The sequence below is a fragment of the Haloarcula quadrata genome (assembly GCF_003634715.1).
Classification (GTDB): Archaea; Halobacteriota; Halobacteria; order Halobacteriales; family Haloarculaceae; genus Haloarcula; species Haloarcula marismortui.
The window spans coordinates 495,148-516,557 of the sequence record NZ_RBWW01000001.1; the positions used below are offsets into that span (position 1 = coordinate 495,148).

General features: G+C 63.8%; 27 protein-coding genes. 16 read left to right on the plus strand and 11 right to left on the minus strand.

Annotation, left to right across the window (positions count from 1 at the left end; translation table 11 throughout):
- Window positions 1-33: 33 nt before the first annotated feature.
- Window positions 34-762, minus strand: coding sequence for a competence/damage-inducible protein A (locus BDK61_RS02525; RefSeq protein ID WP_004959713.1), 729 nt, complete (start codon window positions 760-762; stop codon window positions 34-36).
- 179 nt (window positions 763-941) lie between these two features.
- On the opposite strand from BDK61_RS02525, the gene BDK61_RS23240 reads away from it, so the two are divergent.
- Both BDK61_RS23240 and BDK61_RS02530 read left to right on the plus strand, forming a co-directional pair.
- Complete coding sequence (locus BDK61_RS23240) at window positions 942-1,079, plus strand: hypothetical protein (RefSeq protein WP_167467353.1); 138 nt, start codon at window positions 942-944, stop codon at window positions 1,077-1,079.
- 72 nt (window positions 1,080-1,151) lie between these two features.
- The gene (locus tag BDK61_RS02530) at window positions 1,152-1,901 is read left to right on the plus strand and encodes a potassium channel family protein (protein WP_004959708.1); all 750 of its coding nucleotides are present in this window, start codon (window positions 1,152-1,154) and stop codon (window positions 1,899-1,901) included.
- A gap of 1 nt (window position 1,902) precedes the next feature.
- Here the strand turns inward: BDK61_RS02530 and BDK61_RS02535 are convergent, their stop codons facing one another.
- Complete coding sequence (locus tag BDK61_RS02535) at window positions 1,903-3,984, minus strand: (Fe-S)-binding protein (protein WP_121302217.1); 2,082 nt, start codon at window positions 3,982-3,984, stop codon at window positions 1,903-1,905.
- A 144-nt stretch (window positions 3,985-4,128) separates the two neighbouring features.
- On the opposite strand from BDK61_RS02535, the gene BDK61_RS02540 reads away from it, so the two are divergent.
- Together BDK61_RS02540 and BDK61_RS02545 are read left to right on the plus strand one after the other, a co-directional pair.
- The gene (locus BDK61_RS02540) at window positions 4,129-4,749 is read left to right on the plus strand and encodes a hypothetical protein (protein ID WP_004959701.1); all 621 of its coding nucleotides are present in this window, start codon (window positions 4,129-4,131) and stop codon (window positions 4,747-4,749) included.
- Between the two features lie 116 nt (window positions 4,750-4,865).
- Window positions 4,866-5,528, plus strand: coding sequence for a CRISPR-associated protein Cas4 (locus BDK61_RS02545; protein ID WP_004959699.1), 663 nt, complete (start codon window positions 4,866-4,868; stop codon window positions 5,526-5,528).
- A gap of 33 nt (window positions 5,529-5,561) precedes the next feature.
- Here BDK61_RS02545 and BDK61_RS02550 read toward each other — a convergent pair whose 3' ends face one another.
- The 3 genes from BDK61_RS02550 to BDK61_RS02560 are packed head-to-tail and all read right to left on the minus strand — an operon-like array spanning window position 5,562 to window position 6,936.
- Entirely contained in the window at window positions 5,562-6,146 is a 585-nt protein-coding gene (locus tag BDK61_RS02550) for an L-threonylcarbamoyladenylate synthase (protein WP_004959696.1), read from the minus strand.
- Window positions 6,147-6,148: 2 nt separating this feature from the next.
- The gene (locus BDK61_RS02555; RefSeq protein WP_004959693.1) at window positions 6,149-6,658 is read right to left on the minus strand and encodes a redoxin domain-containing protein; all 510 of its coding nucleotides are present in this window, start codon (window positions 6,656-6,658) and stop codon (window positions 6,149-6,151) included.
- A complete protein-coding gene (locus BDK61_RS02560; RefSeq protein WP_004959692.1) occupies window positions 6,658-6,936 on the minus strand; it encodes a glutaredoxin family protein in 279 nt (92 codons plus the stop codon). The genes BDK61_RS02555 and BDK61_RS02560 overlap by 1 nt, the downstream gene beginning before the upstream one ends.
- 98 nt (window positions 6,937-7,034) lie before the next feature.
- Here BDK61_RS02560 and BDK61_RS02565 point away from each other — a divergent pair, with 98 nt between their 5' ends.
- Window positions 7,035-8,420 carry a hemolysin family protein gene (locus BDK61_RS02565; protein ID WP_004959689.1) on the plus strand — a complete coding sequence of 462 codons (1,386 nt, stop codon included), beginning with the start codon at window positions 7,035-7,037 and terminating at the stop codon, window positions 8,418-8,420.
- A gap of 50 nt (window positions 8,421-8,470) precedes the next feature.
- The gene (locus BDK61_RS02570; RefSeq protein WP_004959687.1) at window positions 8,471-8,842 is read left to right on the plus strand and encodes a cupin domain-containing protein; all 372 of its coding nucleotides are present in this window, start codon (window positions 8,471-8,473) and stop codon (window positions 8,840-8,842) included.
- Window positions 8,843-8,896: 54 nt separating this feature from the next.
- Here BDK61_RS02570 and BDK61_RS02575 read toward each other — a convergent pair whose 3' ends face one another.
- Window positions 8,897-9,109: a hypothetical protein gene (locus tag BDK61_RS02575; protein ID WP_121302218.1), complete on the minus strand. Its 213-nt coding sequence runs from the start codon at window positions 9,107-9,109 to the stop codon at window positions 8,897-8,899.
- 115 nt (window positions 9,110-9,224) lie between these two features.
- Here BDK61_RS02575 and BDK61_RS02580 point away from each other — a divergent pair, with 115 nt between their 5' ends.
- The 3 genes from BDK61_RS02580 (at window position 9,225) to BDK61_RS02590 (ending at window position 10,290) form a co-directional block, all read left to right on the plus strand.
- A complete protein-coding gene (locus BDK61_RS02580) occupies window positions 9,225-9,539 on the plus strand; it encodes a hypothetical protein (protein WP_004959681.1) in 315 nt (104 codons plus the stop codon).
- Window positions 9,540-9,569: 30 nt separating this feature from the next.
- Window positions 9,570-9,983 carry an SRPBCC family protein gene (locus tag BDK61_RS02585; RefSeq protein WP_004959678.1) on the plus strand — a complete coding sequence of 138 codons (414 nt, stop codon included), beginning with the start codon at window positions 9,570-9,572 and terminating at the stop codon, window positions 9,981-9,983.
- Window positions 9,984-10,083: 100 nt separating this feature from the next.
- On the plus strand, window positions 10,084-10,290 hold the full coding sequence (locus tag BDK61_RS02590) for a hypothetical protein (RefSeq protein ID WP_121302219.1): 207 nt from the start codon (window positions 10,084-10,086) through the stop codon (window positions 10,288-10,290).
- Here BDK61_RS02590 and BDK61_RS02595 read toward each other — a convergent pair.
- A complete protein-coding gene (locus tag BDK61_RS02595) occupies window positions 10,287-11,588 on the minus strand; it encodes a CobW family GTP-binding protein (RefSeq protein ID WP_011224319.1) in 1,302 nt (433 codons plus the stop codon). The genes BDK61_RS02590 and BDK61_RS02595 overlap by 4 nt on opposite strands.
- A 145-nt stretch (window positions 11,589-11,733) precedes the next feature.
- Between BDK61_RS02595 and BDK61_RS02600 the strand changes: the two genes are divergently transcribed.
- The 3 genes from BDK61_RS02600 to BDK61_RS02610 all read left to right on the plus strand — a co-directional run bounded on the left by BDK61_RS02600 (window position 11,734) and on the right by BDK61_RS02610 (window position 15,073).
- The gene (locus BDK61_RS02600; protein WP_004959670.1) at window positions 11,734-12,030 is read left to right on the plus strand and encodes a hypothetical protein; all 297 of its coding nucleotides are present in this window, start codon (window positions 11,734-11,736) and stop codon (window positions 12,028-12,030) included.
- Window positions 12,030-13,004 (plus strand): ArsA family ATPase, encoded by a 975-nt coding sequence (locus tag BDK61_RS02605; RefSeq protein WP_121302220.1) that lies wholly within the window; start codon window positions 12,030-12,032, stop codon window positions 13,002-13,004. Before BDK61_RS02600 ends, BDK61_RS02605 begins: the two co-directional genes overlap by 1 nt.
- A 173-nt stretch (window positions 13,005-13,177) precedes the next feature.
- Complete coding sequence (locus tag BDK61_RS02610) at window positions 13,178-15,073, plus strand: carbon starvation CstA family protein (protein ID WP_121302221.1); 1,896 nt, start codon at window positions 13,178-13,180, stop codon at window positions 15,071-15,073.
- A gap of 42 nt (window positions 15,074-15,115) precedes the next feature.
- Here BDK61_RS02610 and BDK61_RS02615 read toward each other — a convergent pair whose 3' ends face one another.
- Both BDK61_RS02615 and BDK61_RS02620 read right to left on the minus strand, forming a co-directional pair.
- On the minus strand, window positions 15,116-15,715 hold the full coding sequence (locus BDK61_RS02615) for a DUF6517 family protein (protein WP_121302222.1): 600 nt from the start codon (window positions 15,713-15,715) through the stop codon (window positions 15,116-15,118).
- Window positions 15,712-16,395, minus strand: coding sequence for a hypothetical protein (locus BDK61_RS02620; RefSeq protein ID WP_121302223.1), 684 nt, complete (start codon window positions 16,393-16,395; stop codon window positions 15,712-15,714). The genes BDK61_RS02615 and BDK61_RS02620 overlap by 4 nt, the downstream gene beginning before the upstream one ends.
- 176 nt (window positions 16,396-16,571) lie before the next feature.
- Between BDK61_RS02620 and BDK61_RS02625 the strand changes: the two genes are divergently transcribed.
- Window positions 16,572-16,787 carry a hypothetical protein gene (locus tag BDK61_RS02625; RefSeq protein WP_007189501.1) on the plus strand — a complete coding sequence of 72 codons (216 nt, stop codon included), beginning with the start codon at window positions 16,572-16,574 and terminating at the stop codon, window positions 16,785-16,787.
- Between the two features lie 5 nt (window positions 16,788-16,792).
- On the opposite strand, the gene BDK61_RS02630 is transcribed toward BDK61_RS02625, so the two are convergent.
- Window positions 16,793-17,992, minus strand: a complete 1,200-nt coding sequence (locus BDK61_RS02630) for an inorganic phosphate transporter (protein ID WP_121302224.1) — start codon at window positions 17,990-17,992, stop codon at window positions 16,793-16,795.
- Between the two features lie 126 nt (window positions 17,993-18,118).
- Between BDK61_RS02630 and BDK61_RS02635 the strand changes: the two genes are divergently transcribed.
- On the plus strand, window positions 18,119-18,400 hold the full coding sequence (locus BDK61_RS02635) for a hypothetical protein (RefSeq protein WP_004959649.1): 282 nt from the start codon (window positions 18,119-18,121) through the stop codon (window positions 18,398-18,400).
- Between the two features lie 82 nt (window positions 18,401-18,482).
- On the opposite strand, the gene BDK61_RS02640 is transcribed toward BDK61_RS02635, so the two are convergent.
- A complete protein-coding gene (locus tag BDK61_RS02640) occupies window positions 18,483-19,181 on the minus strand; it encodes a DUF5828 family protein (RefSeq protein WP_121302225.1) in 699 nt (232 codons plus the stop codon).
- Between the two features lie 258 nt (window positions 19,182-19,439).
- Between BDK61_RS02640 and BDK61_RS02645 the strand changes: the two genes are divergently transcribed.
- Both BDK61_RS02645 and BDK61_RS02650 read left to right on the plus strand, forming a co-directional pair.
- The gene (locus tag BDK61_RS02645) at window positions 19,440-20,132 is read left to right on the plus strand and encodes a type 1 glutamine amidotransferase domain-containing protein (protein ID WP_121302226.1); all 693 of its coding nucleotides are present in this window, start codon (window positions 19,440-19,442) and stop codon (window positions 20,130-20,132) included.
- Between the two features lie 201 nt (window positions 20,133-20,333).
- Window positions 20,334-21,353 (plus strand): TAXI family TRAP transporter solute-binding subunit, encoded by a 1,020-nt coding sequence (locus tag BDK61_RS02650; RefSeq protein WP_121302227.1) that lies wholly within the window; start codon window positions 20,334-20,336, stop codon window positions 21,351-21,353.
- Window positions 21,354-21,410 lie beyond the last annotated feature (57 nt).

The window sequence follows — 21,410 nt, forward strand, 5'->3', positions numbered from 1 at the left end:
TCCGTGGCCGGCATGAACCCACCGCTTACCGACCTACTCCGTCTCGATTCGCTCGCGGAGCCAGGCCGCCGCGTCGGCGACGGTCGCCGGGTCGTCGCCGGTAATCTTCACCCGTCCCGGCGCGTCGTCCTTGCGCGGATAGCTTCCGACAGCTACCTCGAACTGCTCGCGGGCCGCCGTGATGTGGGTCACCAGCGCCCCTTCAGGTGCAGGCGTGTGAATCGTCTCTGTCGTCCGGTCGCCGTCGAACTCGTCGGCGATGGTCTCGTACATCGCTTTCAGCTCTTCAGGGATGCCCGGCAGGACGTACACGCGGTCGATGACACAGCCGGCGGCGAAGCTCTCGTCGGTCAGCAGTGCCTGCCCACCTTCGGGAACCGACGCCCACGCGTCGAGGTCAAGGTCCATGTCGTAGCGGTCTACCATCTCGGGGTTGTCATCAGCGAACCGCTCGGCCTTCGCTTCGAGGTGTGCCCGCACGTCGTCGGGAACGACGAGGTCGCGGCCGAACGCCCGCGCCACGGCGGCCTTCGTGATGTCGTCGGGCGTCCCGCCGATGCCACCGGTGACGATGACCGCGTCGAAGGCGTCGTGGTACCGCGCCACGGCGTCGGCGATGACCGCCTCGTCGTCAGGAATCGTCAGAACCCGGGTGACGCTTGCACCGGCAGCGGTAAGCTGGCGGCCCAGCCACGACGCGTTCGTGTTCTCCGTGTCGCCAGCGAGCAGTTCGTCACCGACCGTGAGCAGTGCGACCTCCATTATCTCGCTGTGAGAGTCTGGTGGCGTTAAGCATTTGGCTGGCTGGCAGTGACTGGTTGGGTATCCGATGCGACCACCAGTCTCGTACCTGAATACATATTAATGGTGTATTATGCCATTAGATTTGGTCTAGCCATATTCCGGCAACATACATATGACAGCTCTGCTTACCGTTTAACATGGTACTTGTCACCAATTGTGCTGACTGCGTCAAACGGGTCTACCCGAACCGGAACCACGTGCCGAACACGGACCGCGGCGATGTCGCGTCCGCCGCGGAGCCACACACAACTCCCACCGAGACGCTGACAGACTGAGCTCGGCGGCGAACCACGCCAGCGTCGGTTTCGGCGGCGCTGTGCCGCGACCTTCGGTAGACAGCTACAGCAATGGAACGCAGCGACAGCAGTGCAGACACGGACCGGTCGTTGCTCCGGCAACTCTTGAAACCGGTTCTCGCGTTCGTCGGGCTGGTCGTCGCCGGCGTGGCCGGTTTTGTCACGTTTGGCGGGGTCGGCGTCGTCAACGCGCTGTTCTGGCTGCTCGACCCCACGAGCATCGAACTCCACTTTCAGAGCCACGACGGGCCCGCGAGGCTGGTCAAGGGCTACGCCATCGTAGTGCTTACTGGTCTCGTCGTCGCCGGGCTGTGGACCGGCGAAACAGCGCTGTCGGCGGCCTTCGGCGGCCAGATTCAGACGGAACTCACACGCATGCAAATCGCACAGCGAATCAAGGAACTGGACGACCACGTCGTCGTCTGTGGCTACGGGACGTTCGGACAGACCGTCGCGGAGCAGATAGACGACACGGATACCCGAGTGGTCGTCATCGAACAGCAGATGGAACAGTACGAACGGGCGCTTGACGACGGCCACCTCGCGCTGGAGGCCGACGCGAGCCGCGAGGACGCGCTGACAGATGCGGGTGTCAAGCGAGCCGATACGGTTATCGGCGCAATAGATGATACGAACGCGAATATCCAGATAGCGGTGCTGGCGAGCCAGCTCGCGCCCACGGTCCACCTCATCGTTCGAGCCGGCGACCGGCAGGACGAGACCGTGGCCCGTCGCGTCGGGGCCGACGAGGTCATAATCCCCGAGGTTGTGAGCGGGAAACAGGTCTGTGAACGGCTGTAACTCAGCTCTCGCTGACGGCCTCAGCCAGCAGTTCTGTGACGCCGACGATTTCGAGGTCGTCCTCGTACCCGCCGGTCTTGCGTCCGTCCTCGTACATCGTCATGCACATCGGGCAGGCGACGACGAACTTCTCGACGGCCGCGCCCGCTTCGGTGTCTTCGAGGGCCTCGCGCAGGCGTTCCTCGCTGGGTTTCGTCTCTTCTTCGAGGTCCATCCAGAGGCCACCACCGCCACCGCCACAACAGAAGGAGTCGTCCCTGTTCCGGGGCATCTCGTGGAGGTCAGCGCCGGTGGCGCGGATGAGGTCCCGCGGGGCCTCGAACTCGCCGTTGTACCGCCCGAGGTGGCAGGGGTCGTGGTAGGTGACGGTGTAGTCGAGTTCGGTCCCGGCGAGGCCGAGCGCGCCGGAACTGGCGAGGTCGGCGACGACCTGCGTGTAGTGGAACACGTCGTCTTCGCCCCACTCGCAGGCCTCGAACTCGGGGTACTCGTTCATGAACGTGTTGTAGGCGTGGGGGTCCGTCGTGACGATGGACTCGAACTCACAGTCCAGAATCGCCTCGGCGTTGTCCTCGACAAGCATCTCGTAGAGGCCCTCCTCGCCGACGCGGCGCACGTCGTTGCCGTCGGTCTGTTCGGCCTCGTAGAGGATGCCGTAGTCCACGCCGGCGGCCTCGAAGACGCGAGCCAGCGCCTGCGCGATTTTCTGGTTTCGCTCGTCGTAGCTGGGGTAGTCGCCGACGTACCAGAGGTACTCCACTGGTTCGTCGCGAGCGTCCGGCACCTCGAAGTCGAGGTCCTCGGTCCAGTCCGGCCGGGCGCGCTCGGGGTCGCCGAAGGTGTTGCCGTGCTGGAACACGTTCATCATCGCGTCCTGCACGTGTTCATCCATCTCGCCAGCCTCGGTGAGCCGACGGTTCATCTCGGTGAACTGCGTGACGTGTTCGATGTCGACCGGACAGGCGTCCATACAGGCCATACAGGACATGCAGGACTCCATCGTGTGAGCATCGATGACCGAAGTCCCGCCGTCGGCGATGATCGGCACGTCCTCGCCGCCGGCGTCACGCTCTTCGCGGTAGCGTTTCAGGTCCAGAATGACGTTTCGCGGGTCCAGCGGCCGCCCGGAGGCTTTTGCCGGACAGACCGAGGAACAGCGGCCGCACTTGGTGCAGGCGTCGTGGTCGAGCAACTGTTTCCAGGAGAAGTCGTCGATGTCGCTGGGGCCGATTTCGTCGGGACTCGCGTCGCTTGGCACGCCGGGCAGTCGCACCCCGGCCTTCTCATCGCGGGCGACAAGGTTGGCAAAGGACGAGAGCATGTGGAACGGCTTCGCGTAGGGTATCCAGGCGACGAACCACAGCGCAACGAGCGAATGGCTCCACCAGACAAAGGGGTACGCACCCGCTGCCATCTCCGGTGTCATCCCGGCCATGACGAGCACTTCTTTGACTGACCAGCCGACGAAGCTCACCGTCTCGAAAGAGACGTCCCGGACCGTCGAGGTGCCGAGAATCCGGATACCTTCGGTGAGGTAGCCGCCGACGCCCAGCACGAACAGCGCGCCCAGAAACAGGTCGTCTTCGCGGGAGGTGTGGCGGTCGTGGAGGCGGTCGAGCTTGCGGCCGTAGCGTCGCCACAGCGCGACACCGACGCCGACGACGAACAGCAGCCCCATCGCGTCCATGACAAACGAATAGGAGAGGTAGAACTGGCCGACGAAGAAGGACTCACCGGTCAGCGGCCGATAGAAGTCGATATCGATACCCAGAATCGTCGTTCCGATGAGCAGCGTCAGAAAGCCCCAGACGATGAACGCGTGCATCACGCCAGCGACGGTGTCGCGGTCCAACTGCTTCCGATTTGACAGCGCTAACTGCGCCGCCGCAACCGTCCGCTGGGGCAGTTCGTCCAGTCGCTCAAATGGGTCCTCGCTGCCCTTGGCATAGCGGGTGACGCGGTTGTACACACCGTACAGAAAGACGATGACAGCAAGCGCTGCCAGATAGTAAAACAGCGCCTTCCCCACGTCGCCGATACGCCAGAACGTCGGGCGCGTGGTCGTCTGGAGTATAGATGACATACGCTAACACGTGCTTCGTGTCCGCTTAAATCTTGCCACGCCCCGCTGCAGTCTTGCGAGAATTAGGGAACTGTTGAAAGTTTCCGTCGCATTACGTTGCCCATCCGACAGATATATGCCTCCCGAGGAGTAGTATCATGTTCGATGGACGAGAAGACCGAAGAACTCCGTGACATCTTCATGGACGTCTCCGGCGAGGAAGCTGTGACGGAGTCTCAGGAGGCGTCAAGAGGGTCTCTAGCCGATACTGACGAGGCCGGTGTCACGGACCGACTCGGTGATGTCGTCGCGCGGATGCGTGAGCGGTATGAGTTCCAGACCGAACTCGCTGATGAGGATCTGGTGACAGTGGTCCGACTGTTCTATGAGGGGAGCGACGAGGAGACTATCGCGGCCGAAATCGGCACGGACGAGTCTGCTGTGGTCGAGGGCCGACTTGACTTGCATCTCCTCCGTGACAAGGACACAGAGGCACCGTTTGACCTGCCCGAGTTCCGCCGTCGTGTCGCCGACGACGACCCGTCCGTCACCGAACTTGCAGCCGAGTTCGATATCGACGAGTCCCGGGCCGCCCACTACCGGCGCGTCGTTGCCGCACAGGACGCCGCCCGCCGTGTCTCCCACCGGTTTCAGAGCCAGTTCGAGGACGTACTCACCGACGCTGGCCTATCAACACAGCACGCCGCTGGCCTCCGTGATGACGGCCTCGACGAGGCCACTGAAGACATCGATTCGCTTGACTCCGGCGCTGACGTGTCGATGTGACCCTCGGATACCTTTTGTAGTCGTTTCCAGTCGTGGCAGGGGTAGCCAACTGCGCAGTTGTTTCAACGGCGGCGGCCGCCGAACCTTCTTGTGGGAGAACACGACCACGTAGGCTCATGTCGACCCACACGTTCAGGGAACTGGAAACGGCTGCCTACTGCCCGCGAAAGCTCTACTACCGCCGCCGCGACGGCGCAAGCGAGATTCCCGACGAAATCGAGTCGGTTCGCCGACTCGCCCGGGAGTACGAGCGGTTGCTGACCGACGACGCCGCCCTGCTGGCAGCCCCCATCGAAGTGGGACCCGACGAGTACCGCGACCGACTCAGAGGGCTTCGAGAGCGGCTGGCTGACTGGGACGGGCTGGTCGCCCCGACAGCGACCGACGCGTATCTCGAAGGGAAGGACGCCCGCGGTATCGCACACAAGGTCGTCGCCGGGCGGGACGGTCCGGCGCCGTCGCTCGTGTTCGCCGGTCGACCGCCCGAGAACGGTGTCTGGGAGCCCCAGACTGTGCGGCTGGTCGCCGCCGCGAAGGCGCTCTCATGGGAGCGCGAGTGCGACATCGACATCGCCTACGCGGAGTATCCGGCGTACGGCGTCATCCGACGCATCGAGGTGAACACGCGGCGAGCCGGGATCTACCGTCGCGCGGTCAGAACCGCCGACAGCATCGACGGGCCGCCGGGGCGGGTGCGAAACGACGCCAAGTGCAAGCCCTGTGAGTTCAGCGATGACTGCGGGGTGAAAACGCGGTCGCTACGGTCAATCCTACGCTAAGGCGGCCAGCACCCGGACAGTTCCGGGCGGATATCAGCTCCGGTCGTTGAGCCACGACTCGACGGCGTCGGCGCGTGCGCCGCGGCGATGAATCGTCCCGCTGTCGACGTTCACGACCGTCGAACCGGTCCCGCCGTCGGTCTCGCCGGCGTCAAGTACGACAGCAGCGCGCTCGCGGATCGCGTCGAGGTCGTCGACGGTGCGAACGCTTGGATTCCCGGATATGTTAGCGCTCGTTGCCGTGAGCGGCCCGGTTTCAGCGAGTAGTTCCAGCGCGAGGTCGTGGTCGGGGACCCGGACCCCGACGCGGTCCCGGCCAGCGACCAGTACGTCCGGGACGACGTCGCGGCGCTCCACGACGACGGTGACCGGGCCGGGAAGGAACTCCCGCATGAACGCCAGTTCACGGTCGCTCAGGCGCGTGTACTCGCGTGCGGATTCAATATCGGGGACGGCCAGCGACACCGGCTTGTCGCGCTCGCGGCCCTTCGCGTCGAACACCCGTTCGACAGCGGCAGCGTCGAGTGCGTCCGCGCCGAGACCGTACACTGTCTCCGTGGGATAGACGACCAGCTTTCCGTCACGGACCGCTGCCGCGGCGTCGTCGACTGTCGCCATCGTTAGAGCTGGGCTTCGACGTCGTCGTAGTCCGGGAAGTCGGGCCATTCCTGAGCCACCCACACGTACTCAATGGTCCGGTTGCTATCGAGGACGAACACCGACGGGCGCGGCTCCTCGATACCGGCCATCCCGTCGAGGGCCATGTCGATGCTGTACTGCTGTGCGACACCGTTGGCGGGGTCCGAGAACAGCCGGTAGTCTCCCTCTATTTCTCGCTCTTTGAGCAACTGCTTGTGCTCGTATGGTGTCGAGATAGAGATGCCGACGACGGTGGCCTGCTCGTGCCACGCGCGGTCACGGATCTCGTTCCAGATGTACGTCGCCGGGAACGCGCCGTCCATCGCGTGGAACACGAGGACGACCCGGTCGCTGTCGGCACACACCGACGCGAGCGATTCGTCCTCCCAGAACTCGTCGTTGACGAGTGGGCGTGTGAAATCCGGCGCGGTGTCGCCTTCCTCGGGGTGGTCGACCGGGTCGAGGTCGACGATATCGAAATCAAGGTCCATCAGGCCGCACCCCCTGCCGTCTCCTCGCCTTCGCCGTACGTCCGCTCCAGATACGCGACGATGTTCGCGCTCTCGGACATCGTGACGCCAGTGCTCTCGTCGACGATGGCTGGGACGGTCCGCTTGCCGGACAGCCGCTTGACCACGTCGCGGTCGGCGTGCATCGGCTCGACGAACCGCGACTGGTAATCGAGACCGTATTCGTTCAGCTTCCGGACGACGCGCTCGCAGAAGGGACACGCCTGCAACCGGTACAGCGTGATGTCGGACTCGCTCATACTCTATACGGCGATACGCGTGAAAGCCGGGTAAGGGCTTCGCTGGCAACCCCTCCATGACAAGCCTTAATCCCCGCCCATTACAACTTCGACCGTTGATGGCCCTGGATCCACCTGCGCCGTTCGAGCTGTCTACAGCGATGCTGCAGGCTATCGAATACGCCGGCGTCACGATCCCCGAAACCGTGGTGCTGGCCGGTGGTACTGCCGTTATCGTCTTCCTCATCGTCCTGTCGGCGTTCTTCTCGTCCTCGGAGATTGCCATGTTCTCGTTGCCGGCACACCGGACAGAAGCCCTCGTCGAGGATGGCGTTCCGGGCGCGAAGACGCTCAAGCAACTCAAGGCGGACCCGCACCGCCTGCTCGTGACGATTCTCGTCGGGAACAACCTCGTCAACATTGCGATGTCCTCTATCGCGACCGGGCTGCTGGCCCTCTATCTCTCCCAGGGGCAAGCCGTCGCGGTCGCGACGTTCGGCATTACCGCCATCGTGCTCCTGTTTGGCGAAAGCGCGCCAAAGAGCTACGCGGTTGAGAACACCGAATCCTGGGCGCTGCGCATCTCTAAGCCGCTCAAGGCCGCCGAGAAGGTGCTGCTTCCGCTTATCCTCCTGTTCGACTACCTCACTCGCGTCGTCAACAAGATAACCGGGGGCCGCTCCGCCATCGAGACCTCCTACGTCACCCGCGAGGAAATACAGGACATCATCGAGACGGGTGAGCGCGAGGGCGTCCTCGACGAGGACGAACGCGAGATGCTCCAGCGCACGCTGCGGTTCAACGACACCATCGCCAAGGAAGTGATGACGCCGCGGCTGGACATGACCGCCGTCGCCAAGGAGTCGTCTGTCGAGGAAGCGCTGGAGACGTGTATCCAGAGCGGCCACGCCCGTATCCCGGTCTACGAAGGCAGTCTGGACAACGTCATCGGCGTCATCCACATCCGCGACCTCGTTCGGGACCTCAATTACGGCGAGGCGCTGGCCCGCGACATGGATCTTGAAGACCTCATCGAACCGACGCTGCACGTCCCCGAGTCGAAGAACGTCGACGACCTGCTGACCGAGATGCGGGCCGAACGCCTGCACATGGTCATCGTCATCGACGAGTTCGGGACCACTGAGGGGCTGGTGACGATGGAGGACCTGACCGAGGAGATTGTCGGCGAGATACTCGAAGGCGAGGAGGAAGAGCCGATCGAGTACGTCGACGACGACACGGTCACGGTCAAAGGCGAGGTCAACATCGAGGAGGTCAACGAAGCGCTGGATCTAGACCTACCTGAAGGCGAGGAGTTTGAGACCATCGCCGGCTTTATTTTCAACCGGGCGGGGCGACTGGTCGAGGAAGGCGAGACTATCACCTACGACGGCGTCGAGATCCGCGTCGAACAGGTCGAGAACACGCGCATCATGAAGGCTCGCGTCGTCCGCCTCCAAACCGACGAGACAGAGCCGGTCGACGCCGAAGAAGCCTCGGACTGAGCACTTGCGGGAGCAGTCGTTTTACGTCGGTCGCTGTCGACAGGGATGACATGGGTTATCACCACCTCGCGGTCGACGACATCGAACCGACACCGGACCGACCGAGCATCCAGCGGTCGATAAGTGATGCAGCTGACCTGGAAAATGCGGCCGTGAATCTTTATGAGGTCGCCCCCGGCGAGGACATTCCGCTCGCGTACCACTACCATGACAATCAGGAAGAACTGTTCTACGTCCTTTCCGGAACGCTGGCTGTCGAGACGCCCGAGAAGACCTACGAAGTTGATGAAGACGAGGCGTTCGTCGTCGAACCGGACAGCCCCCAGCGGGCGCACAACCCTGAGTCGGCGACCGAGCCAGTACGGACGCTCGTCGTCGGCGCACCTGCGGTAGACGACGTGCACCCCTACGACCCCGAGTAAGCCGAGTGTCGCGGTCGTACTGCAGAACCGCTACTGGAGCGTGGCGCAGGCCCGCTACTGAAGTGTGATGGCGTAGGTCAGCGCGAACAGCAGTATCGCGCCGGTCGCGACGTTGATAGCCGTGAGATCTGCCGCACCGATGACGCTCAGCCCCCAGACGAGAGTGGCCGAAAACACCGTCGAGAGCACGACGTTCATCGCGATAAGTACCCGCGGGTCGCCCTGTGACCCGCTTGCCCCCTCCTCGAACCCGTTCGCGTCGCTCATGCCCACGAACACGGACGGGACGCCCCTTAGCTCTTTGGCAGTCCCCGGTGCTTCGTTCTCTGGCCGGGCGCGGCCAAGTCGCGCAACTAAACACATTCGAAGCCTAACACGACGCATGAACGTTCGAAATCGCCATGGGGACCCGGTCGACCCGGTCCCATTTCTCGTCTGCACCGCAACGGCGGTGATGCTACTGTTTTCTGTTGGCCCGCTGTACGGCCTCGCCTACGGGCTTCCCGTCTGGGCCGGTCTGACCGTTTCGACAGCCGGGACCGTCGCCGTGGCCGCCGTCGCGTACCACCGCTTGGTGTGGACGGCCCCGCCGCCATCGGTACGGATAGCGCCGGAGCTTCGTTTTCAACGCCTCATCTACATTGGCGTCGGCTTCGCCGTTCTGCTGGTGGCTGTCTCGGCCCCGCTGGCCCTGTGATTTACCACCCCGGTACGCATGTGGACTGGTATGCGCGAGGTCGAACGCTCTCGGTTCGTGATGGCACGGCCGCCGGCTGTCCACCGCACGCTCTCGCCGGAGGCGGTCGTGGCGGCGGAGGGGACGTTCACAGTGACGGCTGTCGAGGAAACGGAGACGGGAACGCTCGTCACCGCCGCTGGCCCGGGGATGTCAGTCCCCCTGCGCTTCGAGTCGCACGACGACGGGCTCCGGTACACCGCTGAGGGCGAGGTCGGCCCGTTCGACCATCTGGAGACCCGGATTACCGTCGTGCCGGAGGAAAACGGCTCTCGGGTCACGATGCGGTCGACCGTTTCGCTGAATCTGCCACTCCCCTTTGCCGACCGCATCGCCGCCTGGAAGCGCGGCAACGAAATAGAGCGAGCTATCGAGGAACTGGCGGCGGATGTGCCCGGAGGCTGAATCGGCCGATACCGCTACTGTCCGGCCGGGTTGTCGATGCCCGTGAGACGACCGCGCACAACCACGGCACGTTTAGTAGCCTCAATGTACACATACAACCATGAGCATCCTCGACAGCGTCAAGGAGGCACTCACGTCACAGCCGGACGCGAAGTCCCGCCCCGACGATGGCTCCCAGGGCGCGTACTGGTGTGACGACTGCGGCGTTCGCATCAGAGATGTCGACTTAGACGGCGAGCCGGTCTGTCCGGACTGTGGCGAGGAGATGCGCTTTGAGCGCTCGGCAGGCCGTGACTGCGCCTGCTAGGGGCTCCGAATCACCGCCTCCTCGCCCTGCTCCGCCGGGAACGGTCCAGTGAGTGACTCGCTTTCCGTCCATTCTTCGTCTGTCACCAGCGCGTCGTCCAGTGCCGTCCGAAGGGCGCTTTCGTCGTAGTCCGTCCCGATGAACACCAGCTCCGTCCGGCGATCGCCATGCTCGTCGTGCCAGTCAAGTTCTGGTCGGTTCGAGCGGTACATATCCTGCTCGACTTCGGGGAGACTCGCAATCCATGGTCCCTGTGCTTCCGCCCGTATCGAAGGACCGGCCTGGCCGATGACGACCCGTCGCTCGCTGCCCGCCAGCCAGACGGTCCCCTTCGAACGGACGACGCCCGACGGCAGGTCCTGCAGTACCTCGGCGAGCCGGTCGGGGTGGAACGGCCGGCGGCGGCGGTAGGTGAAGGACGTGACCCCGTACACCTCCTCGGGATGGTGGTGGTCGTCGTGTCCGTGCCCGGTGTCGCCTTCGTGGGCATCGGTTTCGTGGCTGTCGCCGCCGTGGTCGTGACTGCCTTCACCGTGACCGTGCCCGCTTTCGGCCAGCGCTCGCTTCCAGCCCGGCAGGTCGCTGATTTCGGTCTGGTCGAACAGTGCGCGGTCGAACAGCCGGTCGGGGTCGACCTGTGAGAAGGTTGTTCGGATGGTCTCGGCGTCGGGCTGGAGCGCCCGCACCAGTTCCTCGGCTTCGTCCATTTCCTCGTCCGTACAGAGGTCCGTTTTGTTCAGCACGACGAGGTTCGAGAGTTCGACCTGTTCGACCATGAGGTCCGAAAGCGGGCGGTCGGCTCCGTCGGCTTCTGTGTCGTCGCCGTCTCCATCGGCACTCGCTTCGCCGCTTCCGCGGCGTTCCGGCGTCTCGCCGGCGAACGAGTCGAGAAACAGCCGGGTGTCGAGTACCGTCACGAGCGTGTCGACGCGATAGAGCGCCGCCACGCGCGATTCGGTTGTGAACAGCCGCGCGACGGGCGCTGGCTCGGAGATGCCAGAGGACTCGACGACGAGCGCGTCGAAGTCACGGTCGTCCGCCAGCCTGACGACTGCCGTTTCGAGGTCGTCCTGCAGTTCACAGCAGATACAGCCGTTCGACAGCTCCGCGACCCCGTCGTCGACGTCGAGTTCGGACCCCTCGGCGATGAGTTCCGCGTCGACGTTGACGGTTCCCATGTCGTTGACGAGGACGGCGATGTCGCGGTCACCGGCCTCAGTCAGCAGATGGTTCAGTAGCGTCGTCTTCCCGGCCCCGAGGCTCCCGGAAAGAATCGTGACGGGAATGGTGTCGCGCATACCACCCGTTGTGGGCCGGCTCCCTTCAAATCGCGCCTCGTTTCCGGCGGTCAAACACGACCGCTGGCCCGTCACCGCGGCTGGGTACTATCGACGGGTAACTGCGACAGCTTTTACTCTGTGCCTCTCGCACACATGACCCACGATGGAACTGGCCGACCGAATCGAGCGCTTTCGCCGGACACTGCGGGAGTGGGCCCGCGGACTGTACCACGGCATGATAACGCACCCGGCCTACGAGAAAATCGAGAAAGAGGCCGAGGACATCGAGGACGCGTTCATGCTGGCTTGTTTCCCCGACGCCTTCGGCATCCCGTCGCCGGTGTCGTACTACACCGCCGAACTGCTACCGTACCTCGAAGACACCTTCGAGGCCTGGGAGCGGCGGCTGTGGGACAGAGGCTCGTACATCGAACGCAAAGGCCAGCAGTACCACTTCTGATGGAGCCGTTCGTCTTCTTCGGCGGGAAGGGCGGGGTCGGCAAGACCACCGTCTCCTGTGCCTACGGCGTCAAGTCAGCGCGGGCCGGTCTTGACACGCTCGTCGTCTCAACGGACCCGGCCCACTCCGTCTCGGACGTGTTTGACCAGCAGTTTGGCGACGAGCCGGCTGCCGTCGAAGGTATCGACGGCCTCGACGCGATGGAGATCGACCCCGAAACCGAGACTCAGCGCCACCTCGATGGCATCCGAAACGACCTCTCCGAGCAGGTGTCGGCAGCGATGGTCAACGAAATCAACCAGCAGCTAGAGATGGCCCACCAGACGCCGGGGGCCTACGAGTCGGCGCTGTTCGACCGCTTCGTCGACGTGATGCGCAACGCCGACCCGTACGACCGGGTCGTCTTCGACACCTCGCCGACTGGCAGCACCCTTCGACTCCTCGGCCTGCCGGAGTTCCTCGAAGGATGGATCGACCGGCTGATGCACAAACGCGAAAAGAGCATCGACCTCTTCGAGAAGGCCGCCATCGGCAACAACGAGCCCCGGCGCGTGATGGACGGCGACCCGGTGCTCGCCCGCCTGCAGGACCGAAAGGAGTTCTTCGAGTTCGCCAGCGGCGCGCTGGAGGCCGACGCCGCCTTCTTCCTCGTGCTCAACCCCGACCAGCTCTCGGTCAACGAGACGCGGCGCGCCATCGCCGAGATGCGGGAGCGTGACCTCTCGGTTCGTGGCCTCGTCGCCAACAAACTCACGCCCGAGCCGGACCCCGACGAGGACGGCCGCGGGGCCCGGTATCTCCGAGACCGCGTCGCGACTGAGAACGAACGGCTACAGGAGGTCCGAGAGACGCTCGACCCGCCGCTGGTCGCGGAAATCACAACCCGCACGGCGGAGGTGAAAGGCGACCTGCTCGACGACGTCGCCGCCGAACTCGACGTCGAGACGGATGCCGAGATGCCGACGTTCGTCTGAAACACCGACCGCCGCTTATGTGCGGGCCGCGCATAACCGATAAGTAATCGGATATTAGATTTTCGCTGACAGTCGAAGCTGTGTGACCGAGCGGATTCTGACGGACTTGAGAAGTATAAGAAATATATAATAACTATTAATAGCTTGATGTTGGTTATCATTCATGCACACACATGACACAGGTAATCTGGATCGTCCTGGCAGTACTGGTGACATTCAGCGTGGGGTATCTGGGGTATTCGAAGTACCTCGCGCGGTTCCTCGAACTCGACGACGACAACGAGACACCGGCGCACAAGTACGAAGACGGGCAAGAATACGTCCCGTCGAAGAAACCGGTGTTGCTGGGTCACCACTACTCCAGTATCGCGGGTGGGGCACCGATTGTCGGACCGATTACGGCGGGCGCTGTGTGGGGGTGGGTTCCCGCACTCCTGTGGATTGCCATCGGTAACCCGCTGATGGGGAGCGTCCACGACTTCGTCTCGCTGTCGGGGTCGCTCAGACACGAGGGGAAGTCAATCGGCTACATTATTGGCGAGTACATCGGGGAAGGGGGCAAGAACATGCTGCTGTGGTTCGCGTTCCTGACCATCATCCTCGTCGTCGCGGTGTTCGCGCTGGTGGTCGCCATCGTGTTCGACGCGTTCCCACAGGTGACGACCGCGAGCACCGTCTACATCGTACTGGCCCTGCTACTGGGAGTGTACCTCTACCAGTTGAACGGACCGTTCCTGCCCGGGACCGTCGTGTTCGTGACGCTGGTGTTCGCCGGCGTGTACGCGGGCATTCAGTACCCGTTCGCGCTGTTCCCGGCCGTCGGCGAGGCGAGCTACCCCGCAGGCACGCTCGTGCTCGCGGACGTGCTGAACCTCGGCACTGGACAGTGGATTCCCGGGTCGTCTGCGACAGCGATGAACCCCAACCGTGCGGCGTGGGTGCCGATAATCATGGTGTACGCGGGCATTGCGAGCGCGCTCCCGGTGTGGGTGCTGCTCCAGCCGCGTGACTACCTCTCGTCGTTCCTGCTGTACGCCGGCGTCGGCGGTTCGCTGGTGGCTGTCATCGTCGGCACGATTTTCGGCACGGCTGCCACCGAGACCGGCTCGCTGGTCATCGCGGACTCGATGGGTGCATTCAACGGCTTCTGGGGTGTCGAGGGCGCGGGCCTCGCACCGCTGTTCCCGCTGCTGTTCATTACCATCGCCTGCGGGACGATCAGTGGCTTCCACTCGCTGGTGTCCTCTGGGACGACAGCCAAGCAGCTGAACAAGGAGACCGACGCCCGCCTTATCGGGTACGGTGGGATGCTCGGCGAGGGACTGCTGGCCGCCGTCGCACTGTCGACGCTCGCCGTGGCCGGCTTCGCTGATCCCGCCGGCGGTATCGGTGCTGCGTTGCCGAACTTCGCGACGGGTGGCGGCATCATCTTCACTAGTCTCGGCATCCCCCAGACCTTCGGCGCACCGTTCATGGCGCTCGTGTTGGTGAGTTTCCTGCTGACCTCCACGGACACGGCCGTCCGACTCGGCCGGTACATGATGGAGGAGATCGTCGGGCTCCGGGCGGGCGAAACGGCTTCCGGATTCAACGTCGGCGGCGGCATCCGTTCGACCCTCGGCGAAATCGGGCGCGGCCGCTACACGAACCCGCTCGTGCAGGCCATCCCGGCCTATCTGATGGTTATCTCCGGCGAGTGGCTCACGCTCTGGGCCCTGTTCGGCGGTGCGAACCAGCTGCTCGCGGCGCTGGCGCTGCTGACCGCGACTGTCTGGCTCGCAAACTGGGACGACAACAAGCAGCTGTACTCCACGGGCGTGCCGATGGCCGTCATGACGACTATCACTATTCTGGGGCTGTCTTGGCTGGCGTTCTACAGCAACCTCTACCAGAACCTCATTCAGGGCGGTGCCGAGGGGACTGCGGCCATCGCGTCCTCGACCGTCCAGATGGTACTGGCGCTGGTCCTCATCGGCCTCGCGCTGGCCCTCGTGAAGAAAGGGTACGACAACATCAGCACGGTCCGTGACCGTGGTCCCGCCAGCGCGGTCGAACCAGGCGACGACTGAACCGCGACTCCGTTTCCGTTTTTTTATTGTCGACAGCGACAGTTACGCGTCCCGCGTGACCGCGCCGAACGGCGGCGCGGCGTCATCCGAGATAGTCGCTATCGCCGTCACTGAATCCTCGCCGGCACGGACGCGAATTCGCGCGAGCTTTCGCTCGGTCCCGTTGAGCGTTGCCGTCGCTGTCGTCCGCGTCGTTTCGGTCCCGAGAAGCGTCTCTGAGCCGCGTTCGCGCCACTCCGAAACAGTGTCCACGTCGGTATCCATCGCAAGCGAAACGACCCGGGTGCTGTCCACCGCCGTCAGCGGGTCACGGACGACTTCGGGCTGGTCGATGACTCGCACGGCTGGGGCCGTCAGGAGCCCGAACTGCTCCCCGTTTGCGGACTGGTATACGCGCTGGAACACCGTCGCGATCACGTCTTGCCGCGACGTTAGTTCCACGTCCCCAGAAAAGTCGACGGTCACCGTCGTCTCGATGGTGCGGCTATCTTCGGCAACGAGCGAGTAGCCGCTGGACTCGGGGAGCACTGCCGGCGCGGCCGCGCTGGCTTCGATGGGCTCGCGCTCCTCCGGCAGGACGCTACAGCCGGCCAGCGTCGCCGCACAGCCGACGACGAAGCCACGCCGGGTCGGGAGCGTCATTTCCAGAACCGCTTGGCGAGCCGCGACAGCACTCCTTCCTCGGGCTGGGTCACGTCCTCCCAGAGAACGAACGCCTCGACCACGTCGGCGGCTTCGCCGGCGACGGCAACCTGTTCGTCCGGCACCACGACGCCCAGATTGACCTCGTAGTGGCCGTAGTAGCCGTACTTCAACAGCGTCCGCTCGCGCTGACCCTCGACGAACGACCGAACCTCGTCGGGTATCTCGTCGGCGACGAGGACGAACGTGAAGTCCGTTCGGTAGTGCTCCTCGTTGCCCGACACACGCTCGTCAGCAAGGTCGTGGCCCAGTTTGACCAGTCGCTTCAGTTCGCCGACTGTCGGCCGGTCGACGCGGCGGGCGTAGAGGTACTCCTCGGATTCGTGGTCACCGTAGGACAGCGCCGGGTGGAAGAACTGTTTCTGATTGAGAACCCGCATCTCGCCGTAGAGGTCCCAGCGCTCGCCCCGGAACCGGTGGTCCCGCTCCAGCGTGTAATTGTACATCAGGCGGTCGCCCACCCGGTCGAAGTAGGGGTCATCTGTCCAGTGTGGGACTTCCTCGACGATTTCGTCGGGAAGCTCCGATTTTGGGACTGCACCAGTCATGGGGTCTTCCCAGCTCTCCGCGCCATAGTCAGTCGGGTCCTCACCCGACATGGACTCGGATTCCTCGCTCATCGTCGTGAGTCACGTAGGTGTTCAGTTCGTACTGGTCCCCCGCCGCGGTAGGTCATACCATGGCGATGCCGTGTCGGGGTCTTAAGGGCGTCGGTCAGCCGACGGTCGTCCACGGGCCGTACACGACCGCCGCGGCAGGTTTTTGACGCTGGCCTCCAAATTAATCACTAACAATCATGGCGAAAGACACTGAGGCCTGTGGCCGGTGTTCGATGAGTGTCGTCGTCGACGCCGTCGACGAGAACGAGGGCGAAAAACCCCACGACCCCTTCGGCGACGACCGAATCGAGGTCGACCAGCAGGACATTGAGCGCGTCTCGCCTGAGGTCTGGATGGGCCGGCTCTCGACCCGCATTGACGAGGCCGTCAGTCGCTACGTCTGGGGTCGCTGACCGGGTCAGAGTGCCGCGTCGATAATCCAGAAGAGCCCGTAGCTTAGCGCAAACGCCAGCGCCAGCGACCCGATCCAGGCAAGCACCGTTTTCCCCATCTTCTCCCGACTGACTTCGCCACCGCCGGCGGCTGCGCCAGAGCCGACAATAGCCGAAACGATAATCTCGTTGAACGACACCGGAATGCCGAAGAAAACGGCCGCCTGCGCGATGATGAAGCTCGGAATCAACGCGCCGATGGAGCGCCGCGGCCCAAGCGAGGAGTAGTCCTGTGCCAGCGCTTTGATCATCCGCGGCGCGCCCGTCCAGGACCCGACGAGGAGGCCGAGGCCGCCGAACAACAGAACGCCGGTGATGGGGATGGCCGCAGTCGGCCCCTCGCCGAGCAGGGGCACCAGCGGTCCCAGCGCCAGCCCGACCTGGCTCCCGCCGGCGGAGAAGGCCACGAGCCCGCCCATCACCAGCAGGAAGTGCCGCTGCCCGGCGGCCGCGTCCGCTCTGATATCTAGATACAGCAGTCCCCCCGCGAGCACCCCGATAAGGAGCGTCACGACGACCATCGACGGGAAGATCGGTGTCCCGGCCGCCCTTGCGACGGCGCGGGCCACAGAGGCCTGCTCGCTACCCGGTGCCAGCAGCACGAACTCGATGTTCGCCAGGATCACACCGACCAGCCCGCCCAGCAGCGGCACGAGCCGTTCCTCTGTCGTGGCCTCGTGCCGGAGCGACCACGCCGTCCCGAAGGCGATACCCCCGCCGACGAAGGGCGTGAGGACCCACAGCGAGACAATTTCGATGTACTTTGCTGTCGCCGGCTGGCCGCCCATCGCCAGCCCGACGCCGACCACTGCGCCGGTGACGGTAAACGCTGTCGCGATGGGGTAGCCGGTGAAAATACCGACGGCGACCAGCACCGCCGCAGTGAGGAGGGCGACGATAGCGGCAATAGCCGACAGGCCGCCGTCGCTCGGGAACAGCACGAGCTCGCTCCCGACGGCTTCTGTGACGTTGGCTCCCTGCAGGATCGCGCCGGCCAGCCCGAGGATGCCGACAAAGAACCCGGCCCGCATCACCGAGATCGCGTTCGCCCCGACGGCCGGCGCGAACGGTGTAGACCCGGACGACCCAGCACCGATGGCCCAGGCCATAAACAGACTCGCGGCTGACGCGATAACAAGCGTCGCAATCGTACTCGTCGCGACCATCTGTCACGGCGTTTGCCCCGCCCTGCAATGAGCCTACCGTTCGCGCGCCCTTGTGTGGCCGACTGCCGACACTGACGCGGCCCTCACGGGCAAACGTTCAGGTGGCAGCGCGTGGTTCGCTCCCGTATGTCCGCCACTGAAGAGACTGTCCGCGTCTGGCTGGTCGAACGAACCTACTCCGACGACGAGCAGAACCTCATCATCCTCACGTACGCGACGCCCGACGGCGAACAGTACTTCCGCAAGGAGCGCGCCCTGACCTCGTTTTCCGACGTGCGAGAGACCACGGCCGCTGTCGACGCGGACCCGGACAACCTCGGGTCCGTCGACGACGAAGACCTGCAGGCGCAGTACGCGGCCGAAGCGACGCGGATGGCGGAAAAACACGACCCTGACGACGCTATCTAACCGTCTGTGCGGCCATGCTCGTGCTTAGTTCGTTTTTGCGTCGACGATGCTGGAAGCCGATGCCGCTCGCCCAGCGGCGAGCTTAGTTCGTCTTCGCATCGGTCTCATCCCCTGTCTCGACCGCATCAACACCCTCAGCGGCCTCGACAGCCTCGGTGACTTTCTCGGTGTCGACGTGCCAGCGGTCGACGGCCTGCTCGAAGTCCGCGAGCTTGTTCGAGACGCGCATCTTCAGGTCGTCGTCGTTGACGTTGACCTCGAAGACGTACTCGGGGCGTTCCTCGTCGCCGACGCGACGGAGGTTCGCGCTGATGAGGTCGTTGTCGAAGTAATAGGGCGCGATCTGGGTCATCACGTTGCGGTAGACGGTGTCCTCGACCTTTCGCAGGGCTTTCCGGCTGGCGGAGTCAGCCGCGCGCGCCACGTAGTCGACGGACTCGCTCCAGCGCTCCATCGCCTCGTCCGGCTCGTCGAGGTTCTCGTAGGACTCGCTGAGTTTCTCGCCGGCGGTCTGGAGGTCCTCGTCCGGCCCCTTGCCGGCCTGTTCGCCTTTGCCCTCGTCGACGCTTGCTTGGTCAGCGGTTTTCTCGTTGACGTCCTCGTCCAGTCGCTCGTGGCTCTTGGGTCGCCATTCGTCGAACTCACTGAGGGCGTCCTCGTCGACAGTCTCGCCCGAAGCGATGTCTTTCAGCGCCTGCGTGATGCGCTCGCCGTGCTCGACGACGTCGACCCAGCCGCCTTTCGCCTTGAATCCTGAAACGCTCTCTTCGATGTCTGCCATGGTATAATAGATCGGTCTATGACAGCCGCGGGACCTGCTGCAGTGGGCTGTCCATCTATACACACCGGATTGCTGCTCAGTGGGGTTAAACGTTTCCGCCGTGGCGGCAGCCGTGATACTCTCCCGCGAGCCCCCTCCCCAGCCCTTGATGTCGGGGTATAAACGACGCATTCTTACTGTATAGCGATCTTCCCGCTCGCCCCGCTTCGCTCAACACCAAACGGCTGCTTATAAGGATTGCACGCGAATGGTAGTTTGATGTCATCCGCACTATTCGTCGTAAGCGAACACGGGTACTGGGGCGAAGAATGTATTGAGCCGCTGACAACTCTCACAGACGCCGGTCTGGATATTACGGTGGCGACACCGACCGGCGAGCCGCCGGTGCTTGACGAACGTTCCGTCGACCCCGATGAAGTCGGCGAAGACCTCTCGGAACACGTTCGGGAAGTCCACGAGACCGACGAGCGCCTGAACAACCCGATTCCGCTGGCACAGGCTGACGCCGCGGACTACGACACCGTCGTGTTCCCCGGCGGCCACGGCGCGGAGTGGGACGTCACGCAGGATGTCCACGCCCGTGAACTGCTGCGCGAGAGCGTCGCCGGCGACGACGGCAAGGCACTCGTCGTCTGTCACACGGTCGGGATTCTGGCCTTCACCCGTAATAGCGACGGCGAGTTCCTCGCCGACGGCCGCTCGGTCACCGGCTTCCCGAACGCCTGGGAGGAAGGCATTGTCGACGAGAACGACCTGCTCCCCGACGGCCGGAAGCTCCCGTACTGGGTCGAAGACGAAGTGAAGGCTGTCGGTGCGGACTGGGACGCCGAACTCGATGCCGACACCAGCGTCACGGTCGATGGTGACCTCATCACGGCTCGTGGCCCACCGTCCTCGGCTGCAGCTGCCCGCACGCTTCTCGACGAGCTTGGTATCGAGACGTCCGCGTAACGGGTCCTGACGTGGCGGTTGTTTGCTGAAATATAACTAGAGCTGAAATTCTCGAAAAATAGAACACTTTGCCTGTCCGTCTTTTCTCATCTCTATTCCGTCCGGTGAAATACTCTGTCACACGCTATCGCACAATATAGTCAAATAGCGACTGTATACTAGCTAACATTCTTGAATACCCCGTGTGACGTAGACATACGTATGACTAACAACTCCACACGTAGGCGGTTCCTCAAGACAGCAGGCGTTGCAGGTGTCGCAGCTCTCGCCGGCTGTGGCGGTGGCGGCGACGGCGGCGACGGTGGCGACGGCGAAACGACCGAGGGTGGCGACATGACCGAGGGCGAAATGACCGAAGGCGACACCGAGACCCGCCTCTCGTGGCACGCCGGCGGCACCGGTGGCACCTACTTCCCGCTCTCGAACGAGTTCAAGACGGTCGTAGAGGACAACACAGACTTCACGCTGAACGTCCAGTCGACCGGTGCGAGCGTCGAAAACGTCGGCAGCCTCGCCAGCGGCGACGCCGACTTCGCGCTCATCCAGAACGATATCGCCTCGTTCGCAAAGAACGGCACTGGCATCGATGCGTTCCAGGACAACGCCGTCGAGAACCTCCAGGGCGTTGCGACCCTGTACCCCGAAACGATCACGGTCGTCACCCTCGCGGACACGGGCATCACGCAACTCTCCGACCTCGAAGGGGCGACGATCAACACTGGCGACCTCGGGAGCGGAACCCAGGTCAACGCGAACCAGATTCTGGAGTCAGTCGGCATCTCCGATTACACCGAGCAGAACGCCTCGTTCTCTCAGGCTGCCGACCAGCTCCGGAACGGCGACATCGACGCCGCGTTCGTCGTCGGTGGCTGGCCGGTCGGCGCAATCGAGGACCTCGCAAACACCAACGACCTCGTCATCGTCCCAATCTCCGGCGACAACCGTGCCGCAGCGAAGGAGGACGCCTCCTGGTTCGCTGACGACACCATCCCCGCCGACACCTACACCGGCGTCGACGAGGCTGTCGAAACAATCGCTGTGCAGGCGATGATTGCGACGAACGCCGAACAGCCCGAAGAGACGGTCGAGTCGGTCACCGCGGCCATCTTCGACAACGTCGACGACCTCTCTATCAAGACGGACTTCATCAGCGCGGACTCCGCTCAGGACGGGATGTCCATCGAACTCCACCCCGGCGCAGCGGCCTACTTCGACGCGTAACGCCGCTGACTGACGCTATCCGTATCGTTAACTAACGACCTTCTATTACTCACCAAC